Below are 23,178 nucleotides of genomic sequence, written 5' to 3'. Positions count from 1 at the left end.
CTTAGGGGCTTGCGGGGAAAAAACCAGCCCGGCGTCATGCTGCCGGGGCCAGGCTGAAAAAGGCCTGGATCAGGCGTAGTTCGCGGCGCCGTTCCAGGCAGCCGAGCATGTGCCGGTTGACCAGCCCAACTGCGGCGATGGGCCGTGCCACCACCCGCGGGTCATGGCTGATTTCCGCCGACGAGACAATGCCGATGCCCAGCTCGGCCGCCACCGCTTCGCTCACCGCTTCGCGGCTGTCCAGCTCCAGCAGCACCCGTGGCTGCACACCCGCCTGGCCACAGGCCTGGTCAAAGGTGCGGCGGGTGATCGAACTGGGTTCACGCAACACCATGATCTGCCGGTCCAGCTCGGCCAACGGCAGTTCATCGGTGCTGGCCGCCCAGGGGTGACCGGCCGGCAGCAAGGCGCAAATTCGCGAGTCCCCAAGGCTTTGCAGGTGCACGCCCTTGCGCGGTTCAACCTCGGTCAGTACCGCCACATCGGCATGCTCCGAGAGCAGTGCGGCCAGGGTTTCCTGGGCATTGCCCAGGCGCAGGTTGACGGTAATGCCGGGGTAGCGCGCACGCAGTTGCGCCAGCATCGGCATGACCCGATGCGGGCCGTCAGCCGCCACTTCCAGGCGGCCAGTGAGCAACTGGCGGTTGGCTTCGAGCATGGCCTGCGCTTCTTCTGCCAGGCCGAACATGGCCCGGGTGATGGCGGCCAGGCGAATACCTTCCTCGGTCAACTCGACCCGCCGCGCGGTGCGGCGCAGCAAGGTGATCTGATAGTGCTCCTCCAGGGCCTTGATATGCCCGGTGACCGCTGGCTGGCTGATGAACAGCCGGCCAGCGGCGCGGGTAAAGCTGCCCTCGCGGGCCACGGCATCGAAAGCGCGGAGCTGAAACAGGTTCATATCTATCGGCCTGGCTTATGGTTGGCATAACAATAAACAATTTGATTGATGACGCACAGAATTGCAACTTAGGCCCCATAACTTCAGCCCACCGCTTGCGAGGATTACCGGAATGAGTAACGCCCCTGTCTTGCTGACCCCCGGCCCCCTGACCACCTCGGCCCGTACCCGCCAAGCGATGATGGTCGACTGGGGTTCGTGGGACCGCGACTTCAACCAATTGACCGCCAGCCTGTGCGAGCAACTGCTGGCGATCGTCAACGGCGCCGACAGCCACCATTGCGTGCCGCTGCAAGGCAGCGGCACCTTCGCTGTGGAAGCTGCCATCGGCACCCTGGTGCCGCGCGATGGCAAAGTCCTGGTGCTGATCAACGGCGCCTACGGCCAACGCCTGGCAAAGATCTGCAAGGTCCTGGGCCGCGCCTACAGCACCTTTGAAACGGCCGAAGACCAGCCTACAACCGCCGCCGACGTCGATCGCCTGCTGGCCGCCGACCCCAGCATCAGCCACGTGGCGCTGATCCACTGCGAAACCAGTACCGGCATCCTCAACCCGCTGGCTGAAATTGCCCAGGTCATCGCCGGCCACGGCAAACGCCTGATCATCGATGCCATGAGCTCGTTCGGGGCCTTGCCGATCGATGCCCGCGAAGTGCCCTTCGATGCCCTTATCGCCGCCTCCGGCAAATGCCTGGAAGGCGTACCCGGCATGGGCTTCGTGTTTGCCCACAAACAGTCGCTGGCCGCGGCCGAAGGCAACTCGCCGTCCCTGGCCATGGACCTGCAAGACCAGCACGCCTACATGGCCAAGACCGGCCAATGGCGCTTCACCCCGCCGACCCATGTGGTGGCGGCGCTGCACGAAGCCCTGCTGCAATACAACGAAGAAGGCGGCCTGCCGGCCCGTCATCAGCGCTATGCCGACAACTGCAAGACCCTGCTCGACGGCATGGCCGCCATTGGCCTGCACAGCTTTGTGCCGGCCACCATCCAGGCACCGATCATCGTCACCTTCCACGCCCCAAGCGATCCGCGCTATCAGTTCAAGGACTTCTACGAGCGGGTCAAGGCCAAGGGTTTCATCCTCTACCCGGGCAAATTGACCCAGGTCGAGACCTTCCGCGTCGGCTGCATCGGCTGTGTCGGCCCGGACGGCATGCAGGCGGCGGTCGACGTCGTTGCCGATGTCCTGCGGGAAATGGAAGTACTGGACATCTGAAACCACGAATTCTTTTACCTGATCAGCGCATTCATCCGCTCAAGGAAATCCAAGCATGAACTACCGCAACCCGACGCACCTGCAAGCCGCGATCCTTGACTGGGCCGGTACCGTGGTCGACTTTGGCTCGTTCGCCCCGACCCAGATCTTCGTCGAGGCCTTCGCCGAGTTCGATGTCGAAGTCTCCATCGAAGAAGCCCGTGGCCCGATGGGCATGGGCAAGTGGGACCACATCCGCACCCTGTGCGACCAGCCGCAGATCGCCGAGCGCTACCGCAAAGTGTTCGGCCGCACCCCGAGCGATGCTGACGTCACCGCCATCTACGAGCGCTTCATGCCACTGCAGATCGAAAAGATCGCCGTACACTCGGCGCTGATCCCCGGCGCTCTGCAGACCCTGACCGGCCTGCGCCAGGAAGGCCTGAAGATCGGCTCATGCTCGGGCTACCCGAAAGTGGTGATGGACAGGGTCGTAGCACTGGCGGCGCAGAACGGCTACGTTGCCGATCACGTGGTGGCCACTGACGAAACTCCCAATGGCCGCCCCTGGCCGGCCCAGGCCCTGGCCAACGTGATCGCCCTGGGTATCGATGACGTCGCCGCCTGCGTCAAGGTCGACGACACGGTGCCGGGTATTCTCGAAGGGCGGCGTGCTGGCATGTGGACCGTGGCCCTGGTGTGCTCGGGCAACGCCCTGGGCCTGACCTACGAAGGCTACCGCGCCCTGGGTTCGGACCAGCTCGAGAGCGAACGCAAGCGTATCCATGCACTGTTCGAAGGCTCGCGTGCGCACTACCTGATCGACACCATCAACGAGCTGCCGCAAGTGATTGCCGACATCAACACGCGTCTTGCGCGCGGGGAGATGCCGCAGGCGTTCTGAGACAACTGTCGCGGGGCAAGTCGGGTCGCCGCATCGCCCCGCGATAGGCTACTTCACTTCTGATGCCGTTCGACCCACACGGCATACTTGTCGATAAAGGTCTGCAGGAACGGCCGGGTTTTCTCCGACAGCTTGCCGTTGTCATCAAACAGCGTCCCTGCCCCGCCAATGTAAGCCTCGGGCTGCTGCATGCAGGGCACGTCGAGAAACACCAGCGACTGGCGCAGGTGATGATTGGCACCAAAGCCGCCCACTGCCCCTGGCGAGACGCTGATCACCGCCCCCGGCTTGCCGCTCCAGGCACTCTGTCCATAAGGCCGCGAACCCACATCGATGGCATTTTTCAGTACCCCCGGCACGGACCGGTTGTACTCCGGGGTGACGAACAGCACCGCGTCACTCCTGCGAATCTGTTCGCGAAAGGTCTTGTAGGCCTGCGGCGGATCAGCGTCGATATCCTCGTTGTACAAGGCTAATTCGCCGATTTCGACGATATGCAGCTTGAGGTTGGACGGCGCAAGCTCGGCCAGCGCACGGGCGACTTTGCGGTTGAAGGACTCCTTGCGCAAGCTGCCGACGACGACGGCGACTGAATACACCTGGCTCATGGCAATTTCCTGTCGTGGAAAACAAAGGGAGTTGTAGGTATAGATGATCCGCTGCAGGTCCGAATTTTTTTTCCGTTCGGGCAAAACTTACCAGGTAAAACAGTGGTCTATGCCTGACAGATTTCTTTTTTCAGAGGTTGCACGGTAAATGACAGCAGTACTGGTCGGACAGTTTCATGCACGGGACGCAGAAGGCCGCATCTATCCCGTTCATGAGTTCCAGGAAGCCACCCTGCAGGCCGATGGCAGTGCCCTCTCCCTGCCCATCACCAGCTACCGACTGGCGATTGGCGACCGGGTCAATCACCTGGGGGATGATCGCTTCGAACTGGCTCAGTCCGGTGTAGAGATCATCCGCATCCCCTGAGGCAGCTCACAGCCTGATGCAATCGACGGTGTACACCCGCCCCTGCGCCGTAGTTACCTGCTGCAACCCATGGACATCAGCGACAAACCCGGGAAAACCGCTATCGAACGCGGCGGCAAAGCCCAGGTAGTCGATGATCGAGCGGGTTTCTTCGGTAAAGCGCTCCCCTGGCATGATCAGCGGAATCCCCGGCGGATAGGGCACCAGCATCACCGCCGCGATACGCCCGAGCAACTGCTCGATCGGCACCGCCTCGACCTCCCCACGCACCATCCGGTCGTAGGCATCGGCCGGCTTCATGACCACCTGCGGCAAGCGCGTGAACAAGCGCTTGAGCTGCTTGGCCGTGGCGTTGCTGCGATAGCAAGCGTGCAATTGCTCGCACAGCTCACGCAAACCCAGGCCCTGGTAACGCACAGGGTCGAGTTGGGCGATGCTGGGCAGGCATTCGAACAGGTCGGTGTTGGCATCGTAGTTGCGCTTGAACTCCAGCAGCTCAGTGAGCAGCGTGCTCCATTTACCCTTGGTGATACCCATCGAGAACAGCACCAGAAAGGTGTACAGGCCGGTCTTTTCCACCACCAGGCCACGCTCCCAGAGAAACCTGCTGACCACTGCCGCCGGAATCCCGTGATCGCTCAAGGCACCACCCGCACTCAGGCCCGGCATGACCAGGGTGACCTTGATCGGGTCGAGCAACACATAGTCGCTGCTGACCTCGGCAAAGCCATGCCAGTCCGCCTGGGGCTCAAGCAACCAGTCTGCGGTCTCGACCTGGCGCACCTCCTCACCCAGTGGCGGCTGCCAGATACTGAACCACCAATCATCCGCAGCCATGTGCTCGCGCAGCTTGGCCATGGCCCGGCGAAAGCCCAGCGCCTCATCGAACATTTCCTGCAGCAGCGAGCGCCCGGCGGGCCCTTCCATCATCGCCGATGAAACATCCAGTGAGGCGAGGATGCTGTACTGCGGCGACGTCGAAATATGCATCATGAAGGCTTCGTTGAAGCGATCGCGGTCCAGTTGCCGGGCGCCGCCATCCTGGACATGGATCATCGACGCCTGGCTGAAGGCCGCCAGCAACTTGTGGGTTGAGTGGGTACTGAACACCAGCGGGCTGTCGGCACTGCGTGAGGTACCCATGGCGTAGCGGCCGCGAAAGAACTCGTGAAAGGCGGCATAGGCATACCAGGCTTCATCGAAATGCAGCACCTCGACACTGTTGCCCAGCTCCTGCTTGATCAGTTCGGCGTTGTAGCACAGCCCGTCGTAGGTCGAATTGGTCACCACCGCCAGCTTGACCCTGGGCGCTCGGCCTTGGGCCAAGGGGTTGGCCTGAATCTTGGCCAGGATCGACGCCTGGCTGAATTCGCTCAGCGGAATCGGGCCGATGATGCCCAGCTCGTTGCGCTCGGGGCACAGGTACAGCGGAATTGCACCGGTCATGATGATCGCGTGGACGACTGACTTGTGGCAGTTGCGATCCACCAATACCAGGTCATCGCGGCCGACCATCGAGTGCCAGACGATCTTGTTGGCTGTAGAGGTGCCATTGATCACGAAGAAGGTATGGTCAGCACCGAAATTTTTTGCCGCCCGCGCTTCGGCTGCGGCCAGGGGGCCGGTGTGATCGAGCAACGAGCCCAGTTCGGGCACCGACACCGACAAGTCCGAGCGCAGGGTGTTTTCCCCAAAGAACTGGTGAAATGCCTGGCCCACCGGGCTTTTGCGGTAGGCCACGCCACCGCCATGCCCGGGTGTGTGCCATGAATAATTCGATTGCGCGGTGTGTTGCACCAATGCCTTGAAAAACGGCGGTAGCAGGCCATCCAGGTAACTGTGCGCGGCCCGCGCCACCTGGCGGGCGAGAAAGGGCACGGTGTCTTCGAACAGGTAGAGAATGCCGCGCAACTGGTTCAGCTCGCTCATGACATCGGCGGGGGCATTTTCCAGGGTCACCTGCTCGCCCAGGGCGAAGATCGGCAGGTGTGGTGCACGCACCCGGGCCAGGCGAATCAGCTCGACCATGTTCTGCAGCAAGTGGGTGTTTTCGCCAGCGCCTTCAGCGGCAATCAGCATGCAGGCCAGGCCATGGTGGGTCGAAGCGACCAGGCGGGCTTCAGCGTAGTCGACCGCCGGGAGTATGCTGAAACCGTCCTGGGACAGTTCCTGGGCAATCGCGCGGACACGCTCGCCAGCAACCGAATCAGCCTTGATGTCACGGTGCACGATCAGGACAGGAAACTTCAGGTCCTTGTACATGGGCGGGCGCTTCCTCCGAGTGACAGCGTCGTCACTGCGCGCTGTGTCACCTCAGGGTAGAAGGTCGCCAGCGCCCCTGCGCGGCAAATTGTCTCAGTTGCTTTCGGACATCTGCTGCCAGAGTGCCGGGCCGCCGGCGGACTTGGCAATGGCTTCCAGACGTGCCACGTGCAGTTCGAGCTCCTGCTCGTTCGCGCGGATGATCCGCCCGGGCTGGCGGCTGGCCGGCAGGCGGCGAATCTCGCTGCCGCGGTTGTCGGCACCTTCTTCATCGCCATCGCCGCCATGGCCGGCCAGCGACAGGCTGGTCTGGCCACCGGTCATGCTCAGGTAGACGTCGGCCAACAACTCCGAGTCGAGCAGCGCACCGTGCAGTTCGCGGCCCGAGTTGTCGATGCCGTAGCGTTTGCACAGCGCATCGAGGTTGTTGCGCTGCCCCGGATGGCGCGCACGGGCCATCATCAGGGTATCGAGGATGGTGCAGTGCTGGGCGATGTCGGCGCGCTCGTGCTGACCGAGCATGGCGAATTCGTTGTTGATGAAGCCAACGTCGAACGCCGCGTTGTGGATGACTAACTGGGCGCCCTGGATGAACTCGAAGAATTCATCGGCGACTTCAGCGAATCGCGGCTTGTCGAGCAGGAACGAGTCGGTGATACCGTGGACGCCAATGGCGCCCTCGTCACTTTCGCGGTCTGGCTGCAGGTAGACGTGGAAGTTGCGACCGGTCAGGCGCCGCCCCATCAGCTCGACGCAACCGATCTCGATGATCCGGTGGCCGTCGGTGACCGGCATACCGGTGGTTTCGGTGTCGAGGACGACGAACCTGTTGTCTTGAAGCTCCACGCCAATGGTCTCCTGCGGCATTGCCTGAACGGTAAGCGCTGAATTTTAACGCAACACGGTGGGCGCGTCCCAGATTAAAGTGTCCGCCACCCGTTGGCAGCGCAGCAGCCTGCTTGCATTGACCTCCAGCTGCAGCTCGCACCTGAGTTCAAGCGGCAAGGGATCAGCCAGGTCCCGTATTCGACGGGCCAGGTAAAACGTGCCTGCCTGCGGATACTCATCGGCCTTGCGCACCCGTCTTGCCTGGCCATCACTGTAGAACTCGGCTGAGTATGAGCGGCGTCCGGGATACAGCAACGGGCCGGCTTCCACTGCTTGGGCCTGCTGCCAGGCGCTGACGATTTCCCGCTGGTTCTGTACCCGTTCGCCCAGGCTGCCGAGGCTTGTGATCAGCACCGCCAGCAGCGGAAGACTCAGCGCACTGACAAACGCCAGCGTCATCCAGCGCTGCTGCTCGCGGACCATCGCACTGGCCAGCAACAACGACCAGGCGGGCAAGGACGGCAGCACGTAGGTCCAGAGGATATTGCCGGCCAGCGTGAAGAACACCGGCGTGGCAAGTGCCCAGGCCCAGACAAAGGTGGTGAAGCGATCCCTCCCCTGCCTGCCCCACCAGAGCACAGGCAACCAAAGGCTCCAGGGCAACAGGGCGTACCCCAGGTACAACCAGATCGTAGCCGGCGGCTTGGCGTGAGCGTTGCCATACAGGTCTCCCGCCCAACCGCTGTCGACAAAGCGGTTCCAGTGCTCGCCAAGCAGGAAGTAGTCCAGAAAGCCCGGCGTCTTCAGTTCTGCCAGCACGTACCAGGGTATGGCAATCAGCGTCATCAGACCAAGGCCTGACAACCAGGGCAATCGCCAGAATCGATGCCATTGGCGGTGGATCAAGGTCCAACTCAATGCCACCAGGCCCACCAACGGCAACACCAGGGGCCCCTTGGCCAGCAGCCCGAGGCCCAGACCGACAAATCCCAGCCGTGCCCGCCGGGCGTCGGCATGCTGCATGCCGTGCCAGAAGCCATAGAGCGCCAGCAACAAGGCCAATGCCAGGGCTGGGTCGGTCAGGACCACGCCACTGGCCAGCAGCCCCAGGCCACTGCTCGAATAGATGATCGCCGCCCACAGGCCAACCTGCAGGCTGCGCTCACGCCAGCCCAGGTGCAGGATCAACAGGCAACTGGCCAGGTGCAACAGCCAGGCGGGCAGACGCGCGGCAAACTCGTTGACGCCCAACAGATGCATGCTTGCCGCCTGGGTCCAGAACGACAACGGTGGCTTGCCCCAGAACGGTACGTCATGGTCGAACATAGGGGTGACCCAGTCACCTGACTCGACCATTTTCCGGGCCATCTCGGCATAACGCGCCTCGGAGGTATCCATCAGCGGATAGCTGCCCAAGGCGAGCAGACGCACCAGCACGATCGCTCCCAACAGCAGCCACAACCAACGCTCCCTTCGCGCAGCAGTCATGACCACCGACCTTGGGCCTTATGAGCCCGCGAACTGCGCTGAGTGCTTTGCCCCTTGAGCAGGTAGTGGGGACGTCGCTTGACCTCGGAGAGGGTCGCCCCCAGATACTCGCCGACCATCGCCACGCCAAGGCACAAAAATGCCCCCAGCCCGATCAACAGATGGTGAGCATCCAGTGTTCCGCCCACCAGGGCGACCAGGATGTACACCACAGCAGCCACCCAGATCAGCAGGCTGGCCAGGCTGAACCAGCGCAGTGGCTTGCGCGAAAAACCCAGCACACCGCTGATCGCCAGATCCAGCAAGCCGAGAAAATTGAACTTGCTGCTGCCCGCCCTGCGCGCGGTACGCTCATAAGGCAGTTCGATGGTTTTGAAGCCGACCCACCCCACCAGCCCCTTGAGCATCCGCGAGCGCTCATCCATTGCCCTAAGGGCTGCCAGCGGCGCCGGGCCGATTAGCCGAAAATCACTGACATCGGAGGGGATTCGCATGCGTTCGACCAGCACCCCCATCATGCGGTAGTACAACCTGGCGGTGGTGCGCTTGAACCAAGAGTCGCCCGTGCGACGGCGCCGCTGCATGTTCACCACTTCGAAACCTTCACGCCAATGCGCGACCATGTGCTCGATCAGCTCGGGTGGGTCTTGCAAGTCGGCATCGATGAACACCAGGGCTTGGCCCCGGGCATGATCGATACCGGCGCACAAGGCGGCCTCCTTGCCGAAATTCCGACTCAGAAACAGGCATCGAACACCGGTTTCCTGTCGCAGGCGCTCCAGAAGTGCAACACTGCCATCGCGGCTGCCATCATCGACGTACAGCACTTCGCTGCTTACCGGCAAACGTGCCATCAGTGCGCGAATCCGTACATGAAAGGCTGGCAGGGACTGTTCCTCCTGATAACAGGGAACAATGATGCTCAGCTGCGGGTCAGCGACTTCGCGTGGCGCGGTAACAGGTGAAGATATCGACATTGGCATAAGTCCAGTAGCGGTGGGCGAGGAATCCAAGCAGGGTCAAGGACAGGGTGGTGAGCGCCTGCGCCAACCAGGGGCCCCATGACAGGCACTCAAGCAGCAGCCACATCGCAGCGGCATTGCCGAGGTTGTGCAGGAGGCTGACGAGGATGAAGCGCACGGGCTGCAATTTACGCCCGGCCGATGCCGGGAAGCAGGCGCGGCGATTACCCCAGAAACTGACCAGCGCGCCGGTCGCAGCCCCGGCGACGCTGGCCGTCCAGGGAGCCCAGACCTGCAGCAGAATGGCAAACAGCAGATGATGGACAAGGGTCGCCAGCGCACCGACGCCCAGGTAACGCAACAATCTGTCTTTGAGGGGAAAGTTGTTCATGCACGGCAGGCTAGACAGGCAAAAGTGAAAGGAACGTCAACTGCAAAATCCGCTCACAATCGCCTTGTCAGACCGCACATCTTTGTTGCTTTGAACCCACGAATGTTCAGCACAGCCGCCCTTGCAGCGGCTGCCAGTACCCGCTCAGCGAACGCCACGCACCTCGTCGACACCGCGGTTGGCCAACTGGTCGGCGCGCTCGTTGCCAGGGTGGCCAATGTGCCCGCGTACCCACTTCCAGCTCACCTTGTGACGGCCTACCTGCTCATCGAGCAGTTGCCAGAGGTCGGCATTCTTCACCGGCTCCTTGGCGGCGGTTTTCCAGCCGCGCTTCTTCCAGTTGACCATCCACTCGGTGATGCCTTTCATCACGTACTGGGAGTCGGTGACCAGCAGCACATCGCACTCGCGCTTGAGCGCCTCCAGGCCCTTGATCGCCGCCATCAGCTCCATGCGGTTGTTGGTGGTCTCGCGCTCGCCGCCCCACAGCTCCTTTTCAACGCCCTTGCACACCATCAGCACGCCCCAGCCGCCCGGGCCCGGGTTGCCCTTGCAGGCGCCATCGGTAAATATCTCGACGCTATCGCTCATTTACAGCCTTTTCATCAATGATTTGACCCCGCGCCCTCGGGGCCCGGAACTCAGGGTTCGGAATGGCGCCGGTTGACCTTGGCCATCGGCAGTGGCAGCAGCTTGCCCATCGGCTCGCGACGCTCCAGACGCAATGGCCGCAAACCGACCACCATCTTGCGTGCCACCAGCAGGTAGACGCCGCCGCCCGCACCCTGCCAGCCACCGGCAATCCGCTCCCAGCCGGCCAGGCGCTGTTGCCAGGCGGGGGATGCGAGCGGCGGACGATAGCACCCGAAGCGGCGTTTCTCCAGCGCGAAGCCCAACAGGTTGAGCCAGTCGCCAACCCGTGAAGGGGAAATGCAGCGCGCCTTGCGCAGGGCGCCATGGGCGAACACCCGGCGCACCCCCCAACTGCTCCAGGGGTTGATGCCAACGATCAGCAGATGGCCGCCGGGGCGTACGCTACTGGCCGCTTCGCGCAACAGGCCATGGGGTGACAGGCTGAAATCCAGGCCGTGCTGTAACACCACGACATCGGCGGCGTGTTCACTGAGCGGCCAGGCCTGCTCCTCACAGACGATCTCGACGCCCGGCAGCGGCGCCCCCAGGCGCACGTTGCGCTGCACCCGGGGGGCCTTGGGTGGCGCTTCAGCACAGGGTCCGTAATGCACCAGGTAGCCACCAAAATAGCGCCCCAGCTCCTCTTCGAGCAGGCGTTGCTCCTCGCTGAGCATCAATTGCCCGAGTGGGCCGGCGAACCAGTCGCGGGCCAGGCTGATCAGCTCCAGCCACTGCGGATCGGCCTGGGCAAAGGCTTGATCGGTCATTGCAGTCTCCCTTGAAGGTTCTCGACAGCGCGCATAGCTACTAAGATGCACCCAAGTCCACCGTTTGGCGAATTGCACCATGATACAGATCGATGCCCTGCCCGCTTTCACCGATAACTACATCTGGTTGTTACAAGATTCTGCCAAGCAGCGTTGCGCAGTGGTCGACCCGGGTGACGCGGCACCGGTGCTGGCCTGGCTGGAATGTCACCCTGACTGGAAGCTGAGCGACATTCTCATCACCCATCATCATCACGACCATGTCGGCGGCGTCGAGCAGCTCAAGGCCCAGACCGGGGCAACCGTCTGGGGCCCCGCCCGCGAGCGCATCCCGGGCCGCGACCAGGCACTGGACGACAATGCCAGCGTGGGCGTTCTGGGTCTGGATTTCCAGGTTATCGCCGTGCCTGGACACACCCTGGGGCACATTGCCTATTATTGCTCACAGACCTCCCCCCCCGTGTTGTTCTGTGGCGACACCCTGTTCGCTGCCGGTTGCGGGCGCCTGTTCGAAGGCACACCGGAACAAATGCACCACTCCCTGCAGCGCCTGGCCGCCCTGCCCGCCGATACACGGGTGTATTGCACCCATGAGTACACCTTGAGCAACCTGCGTTTCGCCAAGGCCGTCGAGCCTGAAAACCAGCATATTAGTCAACGCTTCGACGACGTTACCCAGTTAAGGGCTGCAGATCGCATCACGTTGCCATCAACTCTGGCTCTGGAAAAGCTCACCAACCCGTTCCTGCGGACCACAGAAACATCCGTTAAAGAAAAAATAGACGAACGGAATGGCCTGAGAAACCCCACGCCAAGTGCTGTTTTTGCTGGCTTGCGTGCTTGGAAAGATACGTTCTAAACAGCCGCTGCTGGTGACGGAAAGTTCTGAAAGGTTGACCGTTGAAGGGCCGCTTTCTAGAATCGCCCGACATTTTTGCCCGGAACTTTGTCCCAGCCAATGTCGTCCAATAGCCGCAGAACCTTCAAGTCCGTCGCCCTGACGCGCCTGGCCCAAGCCAGTGCGCTAGCCCTGGCCGCCACCCTGGTGGGCTGCCAGAGCACCCGTCAAGTCGACGAAACCGACAGCGTTCGCGCGCACAACTACCAGGCACGGGCCAAGCAGAAACCGCTGATCGTCCCGGTCAAACCGGTGGAGCAGGCGCCTCAGGACGTCTGGGAGCGCATGCGCCAGGGCTTCGTGCTGCAGGACGGCGTTGCGGTCAACCCGCGCATCGAACAGCAGCGCCTGTGGTTCGCCAGCAACCCTTCGTTTCTGGAAACCGCCGGCGACCGTGGCAGCCTGTATATCCACTACATCGTCGAGCGACTTGAGGAGCGCAATATGCCGCTGGAGCTGGCCCTCCTGCCAGCAATTGAAAGCTCCTACAACCCCATGGCCTACTCGCGGGCCCATGCAGTTGGCCTGTGGCAGTTCATCCCATCTACCGGCCGCTACTTCAATCTGCGCCAGACCCGCTTCTACGATGGCCGTCGCGACATCACCGCCTCGACCAACGCCGCGCTGGACTACCTGACCCGCCTGCACGACATGTTCAACGGCGACTGGCTGCTGGCCCTGGCGGCCTACAACGCCGGTGAAGGCACCGTCAGCCGCGCCATCGAGCGCAACGAGAAACTCGGCCTGCCCACCGACTACTGGAACCTGCCGCTGCCCCGGGAAACCCGCGACTACGTGCCCAAGTTGCTGGCCCTTTCGCAAGTGGTGATGACCCCGCAGGCATATGGCGTCAATCTCAATCCGATTGCCAACGAACCCTACTTCGAAGCCGTGGCGATCAAGGACCGCCTGGACCTCTCGCGGGTCGCCGCCCTGGCCGAGATCGACGAAGACGAACTGTTCCAGCTTAACCCGGCGTTCAAGAAGCGCATGACCGTCGACGGCCCGCAGCAATTGCTGGTGCCCACGGCCAAGGCGCAACTGCTGACGGCCTCGCTGTCGAACATGAAGCCCGAAGAACTGCTGAGCCTGCAGCCGAAGAAAGCCGTGTTCGAGGCCGCCCTGGCCGAAGCCGCGCCGCGCACCACCACGACCCGCAACAGCCGCTACCGGGTCAAGCGTGGCGACAACCTGGCCAGCATCGCCAAGGCCAACAAGGTCAGCGTCAAGGACCTGCAACGCTGGAACAAGCTCTCCGGCCATGGCCTGAAGGTCGGTCAGACCCTGGCACTGCAAACTGCCCAGCCGGTTGGCGCCAAGAACCAGAAGAAATCCACCCAGTACAAGGTCCGCAAAGGCGACTCGTATTACCTGGTGGCCAAGCGTTTCAATGTCGAGATGCAGCACCTCAAGCGCTGGAACCCGCGTAGCGGCCATGCCCTCAAGCCAGGCCAGACCCTGACCGTCTACCTCAACCATTGAGGTCCGCGCTCCGGTCGCTGACCGGAGCCGCCAGCTCCGCCCACGCGGCGCTCTTTTTCCAGTCGATACAAGCTGTTACTGTAGCCGGAATAAAGCCCAAGCCGCCTGGATCGGATCTCGACTTGACACGTCCCCTCCTGTTGCTGTCACTCAGCCTGGTCTTGAGCTTTCCCGCAGGCGCAACGATCAGCGAAAGCCACGGTTACGCCCAGTTCGGCACGCTCAAGTATCCAGCCAAATTCACCCACTTCGACTGGGTCAATCCGCAAGCGCCCAAGGGCGGCACCTTGCGTGCCATGGCATTTGGCACCTTCGACACCCTCAATCCTTACACATTCAAGGGTTCAAGCCCGGTCACCACCCCGAACTTCTTGCAGTACGGGGTGAGCGAGCTCAATGAAACCCTGATGGTCGGTACCGGCCAGTACGACCCCTCTGGGGATGAACCCACTTCCAGCTACGGCCTGATTGCAGGCTCTGTCGAGTACAGCGACGACCGTAGCTGGGTGGTGTTCAACCTGCGCCCCGAGGCGCGCTTTCACGATGGCAAGCCGATTACCGCCAGCGACGTGGCGTTCTCCTATCGAACCCTGCTCAAGGAAGGCCACCCGATCTACCGGACCAACCTGCAGGAAGTAAAACGCGTCGACATCCTCAACCCGCAACGTATCCGCTTTGTCTTCAAGCGCGCCGGCAACCCGTTGCTGATCCTGCGTCTGGGCGAGATGCCAGTGCTGCCGGCGCACTACTGGAAAGGCCGCGACTTCAAGGCGACCACCTTCGAGCCGCCGCTGGGCAGCGGACCGTACCGTATTACCCAGGTTCAGCCGGGTCGGCGGTTGGTGTTCGAACGGGTGAAAAACTATTGGGGCAAGAACCTGGCGGTCAATCGTGGCAAGTACAATGTCGATCGTGTCGAGTACGAGTTCTACCGTGACAGCGCGGTGGCCTTCGAAGCCTTCAAGGCCGGCGAGTTCGACATCTACATCGAGCACCAGGCGAAGAACTGGGCCAATGGCTACAACTTCCCTGCAGTGCGCCGCGGCGAGGTGATCAAGGCGCAGATCCCGCACAAGATCCCGACCCAGACCCAGGGTCTGTTCATGAACAGCCGCCGTGCCACCTTCAGCGATGCCCGTGTGCGCCAGGCGTTGGGGCTGATGCTCGACTTCGAGTGGACCAACCGCACCCTGTTCAGCAGCGCCTATCAACGTGCCAGCAGCTACTACCCCAACAGCGAGTTCACCGCCAGCGGCCTGCCGCTAGGCAAAGAGTGGCTGCTGCTCGCGCCCTACCGCAAACAGTTGCCTGCAGCACTGTTCAGCGAACCCTACAAGGTTAGCCACACCGATGGCCGCGGCATCAACCGTGAGACCCTGCGCCAGGCCCTCGACCTGCTTGGCCAGGCCGGCTGGAAGCTCAACGGCCAGCGTTTGCTCAACAGCGCCGGGCAACCCTTGAAGCTTGAGCTGTTGCTGGTCAATCCGAACCTTGAGCGAATCCTGCAACCTTATGTCGAAAATCTCGCCAGCATTGGCATCGATGCACGCTTGCGCACCGTGGACCGGGCCCAGTACAAACAACGTCTGGACCAGTTCGATTTCGACATGATCCTGATGACCTTGAACCAGACCCTGAGCCCGGGCCTGGAACAATGGCTGTATTTTCACTCGAGCCAGGCCGCGACCAAAGGCAGCAAGAACTATGCTGGCGTGAAAGACCCGATCGTTGATCACCTGCTCGACACCCTGCTGGCCGCCCAGAGCCGTGAAGACCAGGTGGCTGCGGCACGCGCCCTGGACCGGGTGCTGTTGTGGCAGTACTACATGATTCCCAACTGGTATCTCGACAACCACCGCCTGGCCTACCGCAATCGCTTTGCCTTTGTGGCCACGCCGCCCTACACCCTGGGGCTCAACAGCTGGTGGATCAAGCCTTCGGAGAAAGCCCAATGATGCCAATGCCCCGCCCGCACCTGAAGGCCTTCGCCCTGTTGCTGGCGTGCCTCGCTGGCCAGGCCCTGGCCGCGCCGCAACACGCCCTGACCCTTTACGACGAGGCACCCAAGTATCCGGCCAACTTCAAGCATTTCGACTACGTCAATGCCGATGCGCCCAAAGGGGGTACCTTCCGCCAGGCCGGTTTCGGTGGTTTTGACAGCCTCAACCCGTTCATCAACAAAGGCGTACCGGCCGAAGACATCGGCCTGATCTACGACACCCTGATGACCCAGGGCCTGGACGAGCCCTTCACCGAGTACGGCCTGCTAGCCGGCAAAATCGAGAAAGCCCCGGACAACAGCTGGGTACGCTTCTACCTGCGCCCCGAAGCGCGCTTTCATGACGGCCAGCCGGTGCAGGCCGAAGACGTGGTGTTCACCTTCAATACCCTGATCAAGCACGGTGCCCCGCTGTACCGCGGCTACTACGCCGACGTCGCCGAGGTGATCGCCCAGAGCCCACGGCAGGTACTGTTCAAGTTCAAGCACAACAACAACCGCGAGCTGCCACTGATCCTCGGCCAGTTGCCGGTATTGCCCAAGCACTGGTGGGAAAGCCGCGACTTCAACAAAGGCAACCTGGAAATCCCGCTGGGCAGCGGCCCGTACAAGGTCGCCGAGGTCAAGCCGGGGCGCTCGATCCGCTACGAGCGGGTCAAGGACTACTGGGGCAAGGACCTGGCGGTCAACCGTGGCTTCTACAACTTCGACCAGATGACCACCGACTACTACCGCGACAGCGCTGTCACCCTCGAAGCGCTAAAGGCCGGTCAGTTCGACTACCGCCTGGAAACCGCAGCCAAGAGCTGGGCCACCGCCTATGACGTGCCGGCCGTGCGCCAGAAGCGCCTGATCCTCGAAGAACTGCCCAATGGCAACCCCACTGGCATGCAGGGCTTTATCTACAATATCCGCCGCCCGCTGTTCCAGGATGTACGGGTACGTGAAGCGCTGAGCCTGCTGCTGGACTTCGAATGGACCAACAAGCAGCTGTTCAACGGCGCTTACACTCGCACCCGCAGCTACTTCGAGAACTCCGACATGGCCGCCCGCGGTCTGCCCGACGCTGCTGAGCTGAAGATTCTCGAGCCGCTGCGCGGCAAGATCCCCGACCAGGTCTTCACCCAGGCGTTCGCCAACCCGGTCACTGACGGCAGCGGGATGATCCGCGAACAGCAGCGCAAGGCCTACAAGCTGCTGCAGGACGCCGGCTGGCGGATCGTCGATGACAAGATGGTCGATGCCCAGGGCAAGCCGGTGTCCATCGAGTTCCTGCTGGCGCAGACCGAGTTCGAACGTGTCCTGCTGCCATTCAAGCGCAACCTTGCGGACCTGGGCATCGACCTGGTGATTCGCCGGGTGGATGTGTCGCAGTACATCAACCGTCTGCGCTCGCGGGACTTCGACATGATGGTCGGTGGCTATCCACAGTCCAACTCCCCGGGTAACGAGCAGCGCGAGTTCTGGCAGAGCGCCGCCGCCGACAACCCCGGCAGCCGCAACTTCATCGGCCTGAAAGACCCGGCCATCGATACCCTGGTCGAACAACTGATCAACGCCGACTCGCGACAAAGCCTGATCGAGCACTCCCGCGCCCTGGACCGGGTACTGCAATGGGGTTACTACGTGATCCCCAACTGGCACATCAAGACCTGGCGCGTGGCCTACTGGAACCACATCGGCCACCCGAAGGTTTCACCCAAGTACGACATCGGTATCAACACCTGGTGGATCAAGCCGGATGTCGAGCCGGTAGTGCCACTCGCGCCCGCAGCGCAAGCGGCCGAAGGGGCGAAATAACATGCTGGCCTACATCTTTCGCCGTTTGCTGCTGATCATTCCGACGCTGCTGGGCATCCTGATCATCAACTTCATCATCATCCAGGCCGCTCCCGGCGGCCCGGTGGAACAGATGATCGCCAAGCTCGAAGGCTTCGAGGGCGCCACAAGCCGCATTGCCGGGGGCGGCGCCGAAGTCTCGGTGGCCGGCTCCAACTACCGCGGCGCGCAAGGCCTGGACCCAGCACTGATCAAGGAAATCGAACAGATGTACGGCTTCGACAAGTCGGCGCCGGAACGCTTGTGGATCATGATCAAGAACTACGCCCGGCTGGACTTTGGCGACAGCTTCTTTCGCGACGCCAAGGTTATCGACCTGATCATCGAGAAGATGCCGGTATCGATCTCCCTGGGGCTGTGGAGCACGCTGATCATGTACCTGGTGTCGATCCCTCTGGGGATCGCCAAGGCCACCCGCCACGGCAGCCACTTCGACGTCTGGACCAGCTCGGCGATCGTCATCGGCTACGCCATCCCGGCCTTCCTGTTCGCCATCTTGTTGATCGTGGTGTTCGCCGGCGGCAGCTACCTGGACTGGTTCCCATTACGCGGCCTGACCTCGAACAACTTCGACGAACTGAGCACCGCCGGCAAGCTGCTCGACTATTTCTGGCACCTGGTGCTGCCGGTCACCGCCCTGGTGATCGGCAACTTCGCGACCATGACCCTGCTGACCAAGAACAGTTTCCTCGACGAGATCAACAAGCAGTATGTGGTCACCGCCAAAGCCAAGGGCCTGAGCCCCAACCGCGTGCTCTACGGCCATGTGTTTCGCAATGCCATGCTGCTGGTGATTGCCGGCTTTCCTTCGGCGTTTATCGGCATCTTCTTTACCGGCTCCTTGCTGATCGAGGTGATCTTCTCCCTCGACGGCCTGGGCCTGATGAGTTTCGAGGCGGCGATCAACCGCGACTACCCGGTGGTCTTCGGCACCCTGTTCATCTTCACCCTGCTGGGTCTTGTGGTGAAGCTGATCGGCGACCTGACCTACACCCTGGTCGACCCACGCATCGACTTCGACAGCCGGGAGCACTGAGATGAACCTGTCACCTCTGAATCGCCGGCGCTTCGAGCGCTTCAAGGCCAACCGCCGCGGCTGGTGGTCGCTGTGGCTGTTCCTGATCCTGTTCGGCCTGAGCCTGGGCGCCGAACTGATCGCCAACGACAAGCCCCTGGCCGTGCACTACGACGGCCAATGGTATTTTCCGGCGCTCAAGCGCTACCCGGAAACCACCTTTGGCGGCGAATTCCCGCTGGAAGCCAACTACAAGAGCCCTTACATCCGCGAATTGCTCGCTGCCAAGGACAGCTTCGTGCTGTGGGCGCCGATTCCGTTCAGCTACCAGAGTATCAACTATGACCTCAAGGTTCCGGCCCCTGCCCCGCCGTCGGCGCAGAACTGGCTGGGTACCGACGACCAGGGCCGCGATGTGCTGGCGCGGGTCATCTATGGCTTTCGCATCTCGGTGCTGTTTGCCCTGACCCTGACTATCCTCAGTTCGATCATCGGCGTTATTGCCGGCGCCCTGCAGGGCTTTTACGGCGGCTGGGTAGACCTTGCCGGCCAGCGCTTCCTGGAAATCTGGTCGGGGCTGCCCGTGCTGTACCTGCTGATCATCCTCGCCAGCTTCGTGCAACCGAACTTCTGGTGGCTGCTGGGGATCATGCTGCTGTTCTCGTGGATGAGCCTGGTCGACGTGGTGCGCGCCGAGTTCCTGCGCGGACGCAATCTTGAATACGTACGCGCGGCGCGGGCGCTGGGCATGCAGAACGGTGCGATCATGTACCGGCACATTCTGCCCAACGCGATGATTTCGACCATGACCTTCATGCCGTTCATCCTCACCGGCGCCATCGGCACCCTGACCGCCCTGGACTTTCTCGGCTTCGGCCTGCCGCCGGGGGCGCCATCGCTGGGCGAGCTGGTGGCTCAGGGCAAGTCCAACCTGCAGGCACCCTGGCTGGGCATGAGCGCTTTTGCCGTGCTGGCGTTGATGCTCAGCCTGCTGGTGTTCATCGGCGAGTCCGCCCGCGATGCCTTCGACCCGAGGAAATGAGATGAGCAAGCACACCTTGATCGAAGTCCGCGACCTGGCCGTCGAGTTCGTCAGCGGCGATCAAACCCAGCGGGTGGTCGAAGGCGTCAGCTTCGACATCCGTCGCGGCGAAACCCTGGCTCTGGTTGGCGAAAGCGGCTCGGGCAAATCGGTGACGGCCCATTCGATTCTGCGCCTGCTGCCCTACCCGCTGGCCCGGCATCCGTCCGGCACCATTGGCTTCGAGCAGCGCGACTTGCTGACCCTGGACGAAAAGCAGATGCGCCGCATTCGCGGCAACCGCATCGCAATGATCTTCCAGGAACCGATGACCTCGCTGAACCCGCTGCACAACATCGAAAAGCAGATCAACGAAATCCTCCTGCTGCACAAGGGCCTGCGTGGCAAGGAGGCCACTGAGCGCACGCTGGAGCTGCTGGAGCTGGTTGGCATACCTGAGCCGCATAAACGTCTCAAAGCACTGCCACACGAGCTCTCAGGCGGCCAGCGCCAACGGGTGATGATCGCCATGGCCCTGGCCAACGAGCCTGAACTGCTGATTGCCGACGAACCGACCACGGCACTGGACGTCACTGTGCAGTTGAAGATCCTCGAACTGCTCGAGTCGCTGCAGGCGCGTCTGGGGATGGCCCTGCTGCTGATCAGCCACGACCTCAACCTGGTCAGGCGCATTGCTCACCGGGTCTGCGTGATGCAAAAGGGCCAGATCGTCGAGCAGGCTGCCTGTGACGAACTGTTCCGCGCCCCCAAGCATCCCTATACCCAAATGCTCCTGGGCGCCGAACCCAGTGGAGGCCCGGCCGGCAACCCTCCGGGCGCGCCGCTGCTGCAAGTCGAGGACCTGCGCGTCTGGTTCCCGATCAAGAAGGGCCTGCTGCGGCGCACCGTCGATTACGTCAAGGCGGTGGACGGCATCAACTTCAGCCTGCCCCAGGGCCAGACCCTGGGCATCGTTGGTGAAAGCGGCTCGGGCAAATCGACCCTGGGCCTGGCAATCCTGCGCCTGCTCGGCAGCCAGGGCGCCATTCGCTTTCAGGGCGCAGCCCTGGAGAACCTGAGCCAGCAACAGGTGCGCCCCTTGCGCCGCCAGATGCAGGTGGTGTTCCAGGACCCGTTCGGCAGCCTCAGCCCGCGCATGTGCGTCAGCGATATTGTCGGCGAAGGCCTGCGCATCCACCGCATCGGCAACGCTGCCGAGCAGGAGCAGGCCATCATTGCCGCTTTGCTGGAAGTGGGGCTTGATCCCCAGGCGCGGCATCGCTACCCGCACGAGTTCTCCGGCGGTCAACGCCAGCGGATCGCGATCGCCCGGGCGCTGGTACTCAAGCCAGCGCTGATCCTGCTCGATGAGCCGACCTCGGCCCTGGACCGCACGGTGCAGCGCCAGGTGGTGGAGCTGCTGCGCTCGCTGCAAAGCAAATACAACCTGACATACCTGTTCATCAGCCACGACCTGGCGGTGGTCAAGGCACTCAGCCACCAGTTGATGGTGGTCAAGCATGGGCAGGTGGTGGAGCAAGGCACGGCGGCGCAGATCTTTGCCGATCCGCAGCATCCGTATACCCGGCAGTTGCTGGAGGCGGCGTTTCTGGCACCAGCAGTCGCTCAGTAGGCATGCTCGCGGGGCAAGCCCGCTCCCACTGCCCCGTGAAAACAGAAAAGGCCGCGTAAGCGGCCTTTTCTGTTTCAAGCATCAAGCACTCAGTAGCGAGTGATATCCGCCTTGGCTTCCAGCTGCTTGCGGTACGCCGCGAAGTCCTGCTGGCCGGCACGCGAAGCGAGGAAGCGGCGGTAGGCGGCCTTCTCTTCTTCAGTGGCTGCCGCGCCTTCGTTGACGCCGTTCAGACGCAACACCACCAGGCTACCATCGGCCAGGGTGACGGTGGTGTACACCGGCTTGTCCTTGGTTTCAGGCTTGCTCATGCGGAACACAGCCTGCAGCTCGACCGGGTCGATACCTTCCTGGCTGCGCGATACAGCTTCCTGGACTTTCCAGGCCTGACCGTCCTGGCTGGCCGCCAGGGCAATCTTGCCATCACGCAGACCGGCGATCAGGGCATCGGCCTTGGCCTTCAGCGCGGCCGTCGCCTGCTCTTTGGCCAAGTGCTTGCGAATGCTCTCGGAGACCACTTCAAGCCCCAGTTGCTCAGGCTTGCGGTGCTCTTTGACGCGCAGTACCACGATGGTTTCCGGGTCCAGCTCGATCGCCGTGCTGTTGGCACCTTCTTCCAGCACTTCAGTGCTGAATGCGGCCTGGATCACGGCGCGGTTGGCAGTGATGCCTTCGCCGCCTTCGCGGCCGAACGCTGGCGAGGTGTGCAGCTTCAGGCCCAGTTCCTGAGCTGGCTGGGCCAGGTCAGAGGCTTCGAACGCCGAGTCTTCCAACTGCTTGGTCACTTCGACGAAACGCTGTTCGACCTGCTGGGTCTTGAGCTCACGGGTCAGCTTGTCTTTCAGGCTGTCGAAGCTCGGCACTTCAGGCGCCTGGACATCGAGCAGCTTGATCAGGTGGAAACCGTACTCGGTCCGCACCGGCCCGGAGACCTGGCCCTTGTTCAGCGCATACAGTGCGTCTTCGAAGGCCGGGTCATAGACGCCCTGCCCGGCATAGCCGAGGTCGCCACCATTGCTGGCCGAACCTGGATCCTGGGAGAACTCCTTGGCCAGAGTGGCAAAGTCTTCGCCTTTGGCCAGACGCGCCTGGATCTCTTCAACCTTGGCCTTGGCCTGGCCCTCGCTAGCCTTGTCGTTGATTTCGACAAGGATATGCGCAGCATGGCGTTGCTCGGCGAGGTTGGCGATCTCTTTTTCGTACAGTGCCTTGAGTTCGTCCTGATTGACTTCAACCTGGTCGAAGAACGCAGACTTCTTCAGCTCGATGTAGTCGATAACGACCTGATCGGGGCTCATGAATTCCTTGGCGTGTGCGTCGTAGTGAGCCTTGACCTGCTCGTCTGTGACCTTGGCCGCAGCCGGGTCGGCCTTGAACGTCAGCGCAGCGAAATCACGGGTCTGTTTTTCCAGACGGGCAAAGGCGTTGACCTGATCGTCAGTGACAAAGCCGCTACCGGCAAGGCCGGTGCGCAATTGGCCGATGAGCATTTCCTGAGCCAGCATTTCGCGAAATTGCAGACGGCCGTAGCCCATCTGGCGAATCACCTGGTCGAAGCGCTCGGCGCTGAACTTGCCATCTTCCTGGAACTCGGGGGTTTGCAGGATCAATTGATCAAGGGCCGCCTCGGAGAAAGAGAACTTGGCCTCTTCAGCACCCTGAAGCAGCAACTTGCGATCGATCAGCCCCTTGAGTGCGGCTTCGCGCAGCATGTTCTCGTTGAGCATGGCCGGATCGAAATCCTTGCCCAGCTGTTGCATCAGCTGCCGACGTTGCATGTCGACGGCCTGGCTCAGCTCGCTCTGGCTAATCTTGTCGCCATTGACCTTGGCAGCGTCCTGGCTGTTGCTGGCGGCCTGGAAGATGGCATCGAAGCCGGTCAGTGCCATCAAGGCTACGATGACACCGATGATGGTCTTGGCAATCCAACCTTGTGAATTGTCCCTGATATTCTGCAGCATGCGTCCCCCAGAAACGGTTGTACT

20 protein-coding genes are annotated in these 23,178 nt (G+C 62.2%); 10 read left to right on the top strand and 10 right to left on the bottom strand.

Annotated elements, in window-relative coordinates; all coding sequences use genetic code 11:
• Nucleotides 1-34 precede the first annotated feature (34 nt).
• Nucleotides 35-898, bottom strand: a complete 864-nt coding sequence (locus EXN22_RS10430; RefSeq protein WP_130263973.1) for a LysR substrate-binding domain-containing protein — start codon at nt 896-898, stop codon at nt 35-37.
• Between the two features lie 112 nt (nt 899-1,010).
• Here EXN22_RS10430 and EXN22_RS10425 point away from each other — a divergent pair, with 112 nt between their 5' ends.
• Both EXN22_RS10425 and phnX read left to right on the top strand, forming a co-directional pair.
• A complete protein-coding gene (locus tag EXN22_RS10425; RefSeq protein ID WP_130263972.1) occupies nt 1,011-2,117 on the top strand; it encodes a 2-aminoethylphosphonate--pyruvate transaminase in 1,107 nt (368 codons plus the stop codon).
• Between the two features lie 55 nt (nt 2,118-2,172).
• Nucleotides 2,173-3,000, top strand: coding sequence for a phosphonoacetaldehyde hydrolase (gene phnX / locus EXN22_RS10420; RefSeq protein ID WP_130263971.1), 828 nt, complete (start codon nt 2,173-2,175; stop codon nt 2,998-3,000).
• A gap of 53 nt (nt 3,001-3,053) precedes the next feature.
• Here the strand turns inward: phnX and EXN22_RS10415 are convergent, their stop codons facing one another.
• The gene (locus EXN22_RS10415) at nt 3,054-3,608 is read right to left on the bottom strand and encodes an NADPH-dependent FMN reductase (RefSeq protein ID WP_130263970.1); all 555 of its coding nucleotides are present in this window, start codon (nt 3,606-3,608) and stop codon (nt 3,054-3,056) included.
• 148 nt (nt 3,609-3,756) lie between these two features.
• Between EXN22_RS10415 and EXN22_RS10410 the strand changes: the two genes are divergently transcribed.
• Nucleotides 3,757-3,975: a hypothetical protein gene (locus tag EXN22_RS10410; protein ID WP_130263969.1), complete on the top strand. Its 219-nt coding sequence runs from the start codon at nt 3,757-3,759 to the stop codon at nt 3,973-3,975.
• 6 nt (nt 3,976-3,981) lie between these two features.
• Here EXN22_RS10410 and EXN22_RS10405 read toward each other — a convergent pair whose 3' ends face one another.
• From EXN22_RS10405 to EXN22_RS10375, 7 genes are all read right to left on the bottom strand, one after another.
• Nucleotides 3,982-6,237: an Orn/Lys/Arg family decarboxylase gene (locus EXN22_RS10405; RefSeq protein WP_130263968.1), complete on the bottom strand. Its 2,256-nt coding sequence runs from the start codon at nt 6,235-6,237 to the stop codon at nt 3,982-3,984.
• A 93-nt stretch (nt 6,238-6,330) separates the two neighbouring features.
• Nucleotides 6,331-7,104: a DNA polymerase III subunit epsilon gene (gene dnaQ / locus EXN22_RS10400; protein ID WP_130263967.1), complete on the bottom strand. Its 774-nt coding sequence runs from the start codon at nt 7,102-7,104 to the stop codon at nt 6,331-6,333.
• A gap of 24 nt (nt 7,105-7,128) precedes the next feature.
• Nucleotides 7,129-8,553 carry an ArnT family glycosyltransferase gene (locus EXN22_RS10395; RefSeq protein ID WP_130263966.1) on the bottom strand — a complete coding sequence of 475 codons (1,425 nt, stop codon included), beginning with the start codon at nt 8,551-8,553 and terminating at the stop codon, nt 7,129-7,131.
• On the bottom strand, nt 8,550-9,530 hold the full coding sequence (locus tag EXN22_RS10390) for a glycosyltransferase family 2 protein (protein ID WP_130263965.1): 981 nt from the start codon (nt 9,528-9,530) through the stop codon (nt 8,550-8,552). Before EXN22_RS10390 ends, EXN22_RS10395 begins: the two co-directional genes overlap by 4 nt.
• Entirely contained in the window at nt 9,487-9,906 is a 420-nt protein-coding gene (locus EXN22_RS10385) for a GtrA family protein (protein ID WP_130263964.1), read from the bottom strand. The genes EXN22_RS10390 and EXN22_RS10385 overlap by 44 nt, the downstream gene beginning before the upstream one ends.
• Nucleotides 9,907-10,050: 144 nt before the next feature.
• Entirely contained in the window at nt 10,051-10,497 is a 447-nt protein-coding gene (rnhA, locus tag EXN22_RS10380) for a ribonuclease HI (protein ID WP_130263963.1), read from the bottom strand.
• 50 nt (nt 10,498-10,547) lie between these two features.
• Nucleotides 10,548-11,306: a class I SAM-dependent methyltransferase gene (locus EXN22_RS10375; protein ID WP_130263962.1), complete on the bottom strand. Its 759-nt coding sequence runs from the start codon at nt 11,304-11,306 to the stop codon at nt 10,548-10,550.
• A gap of 79 nt (nt 11,307-11,385) precedes the next feature.
• Here EXN22_RS10375 and gloB point away from each other — a divergent pair, with 79 nt between their 5' ends.
• From gloB to EXN22_RS10340, 7 genes are all read left to right on the top strand, one after another.
• The gene (gene gloB / locus EXN22_RS10370) at nt 11,386-12,165 is read left to right on the top strand and encodes a hydroxyacylglutathione hydrolase (protein WP_130263961.1); all 780 of its coding nucleotides are present in this window, start codon (nt 11,386-11,388) and stop codon (nt 12,163-12,165) included.
• A gap of 99 nt (nt 12,166-12,264) precedes the next feature.
• A complete protein-coding gene (locus EXN22_RS10365) occupies nt 12,265-13,686 on the top strand; it encodes a transglycosylase SLT domain-containing protein (protein WP_130263960.1) in 1,422 nt (473 codons plus the stop codon).
• A 122-nt stretch (nt 13,687-13,808) separates the two neighbouring features.
• Nucleotides 13,809-15,641: an extracellular solute-binding protein gene (locus tag EXN22_RS10360; RefSeq protein WP_130263959.1), complete on the top strand. Its 1,833-nt coding sequence runs from the start codon at nt 13,809-13,811 to the stop codon at nt 15,639-15,641.
• The gene (locus tag EXN22_RS10355; protein ID WP_407691966.1) at nt 15,641-17,485 is read left to right on the top strand and encodes an extracellular solute-binding protein; all 1,845 of its coding nucleotides are present in this window, start codon (nt 15,641-15,643) and stop codon (nt 17,483-17,485) included. Before EXN22_RS10360 ends, EXN22_RS10355 begins: the two co-directional genes overlap by 1 nt.
• Nucleotide 17,486: 1 nt before the next feature.
• Nucleotides 17,487-18,560: a microcin C ABC transporter permease YejB gene (locus EXN22_RS10350; RefSeq protein WP_130263957.1), complete on the top strand. Its 1,074-nt coding sequence runs from the start codon at nt 17,487-17,489 to the stop codon at nt 18,558-18,560.
• 1 nt (nt 18,561) lies between these two features.
• Complete coding sequence (locus tag EXN22_RS10345) at nt 18,562-19,581, top strand: ABC transporter permease (RefSeq protein WP_130263956.1); 1,020 nt, start codon at nt 18,562-18,564, stop codon at nt 19,579-19,581.
• A gap of 1 nt (nt 19,582) precedes the next feature.
• Nucleotides 19,583-21,193: an ABC transporter ATP-binding protein gene (locus EXN22_RS10340; RefSeq protein WP_130263955.1), complete on the top strand. Its 1,611-nt coding sequence runs from the start codon at nt 19,583-19,585 to the stop codon at nt 21,191-21,193.
• A gap of 89 nt (nt 21,194-21,282) precedes the next feature.
• On the opposite strand, the gene EXN22_RS10335 is transcribed toward EXN22_RS10340, so the two are convergent.
• On the bottom strand, nt 21,283-23,154 hold the full coding sequence (locus EXN22_RS10335) for a SurA N-terminal domain-containing protein (RefSeq protein WP_130263954.1): 1,872 nt from the start codon (nt 23,152-23,154) through the stop codon (nt 21,283-21,285).
• Between the last annotated feature and the right edge of the window lie 24 nt (nt 23,155-23,178).

The sequence above is a fragment of the Pseudomonas tructae genome (assembly GCF_004214895.1).
Lineage (GTDB): Bacteria > Pseudomonadota > Gammaproteobacteria > Pseudomonadales > Pseudomonadaceae > Aquipseudomonas > Aquipseudomonas tructae.
The sequence above is the reverse complement of the archived record's forward strand: the minus strand, read 5'-3'. Positions and strand labels throughout refer to the sequence as shown.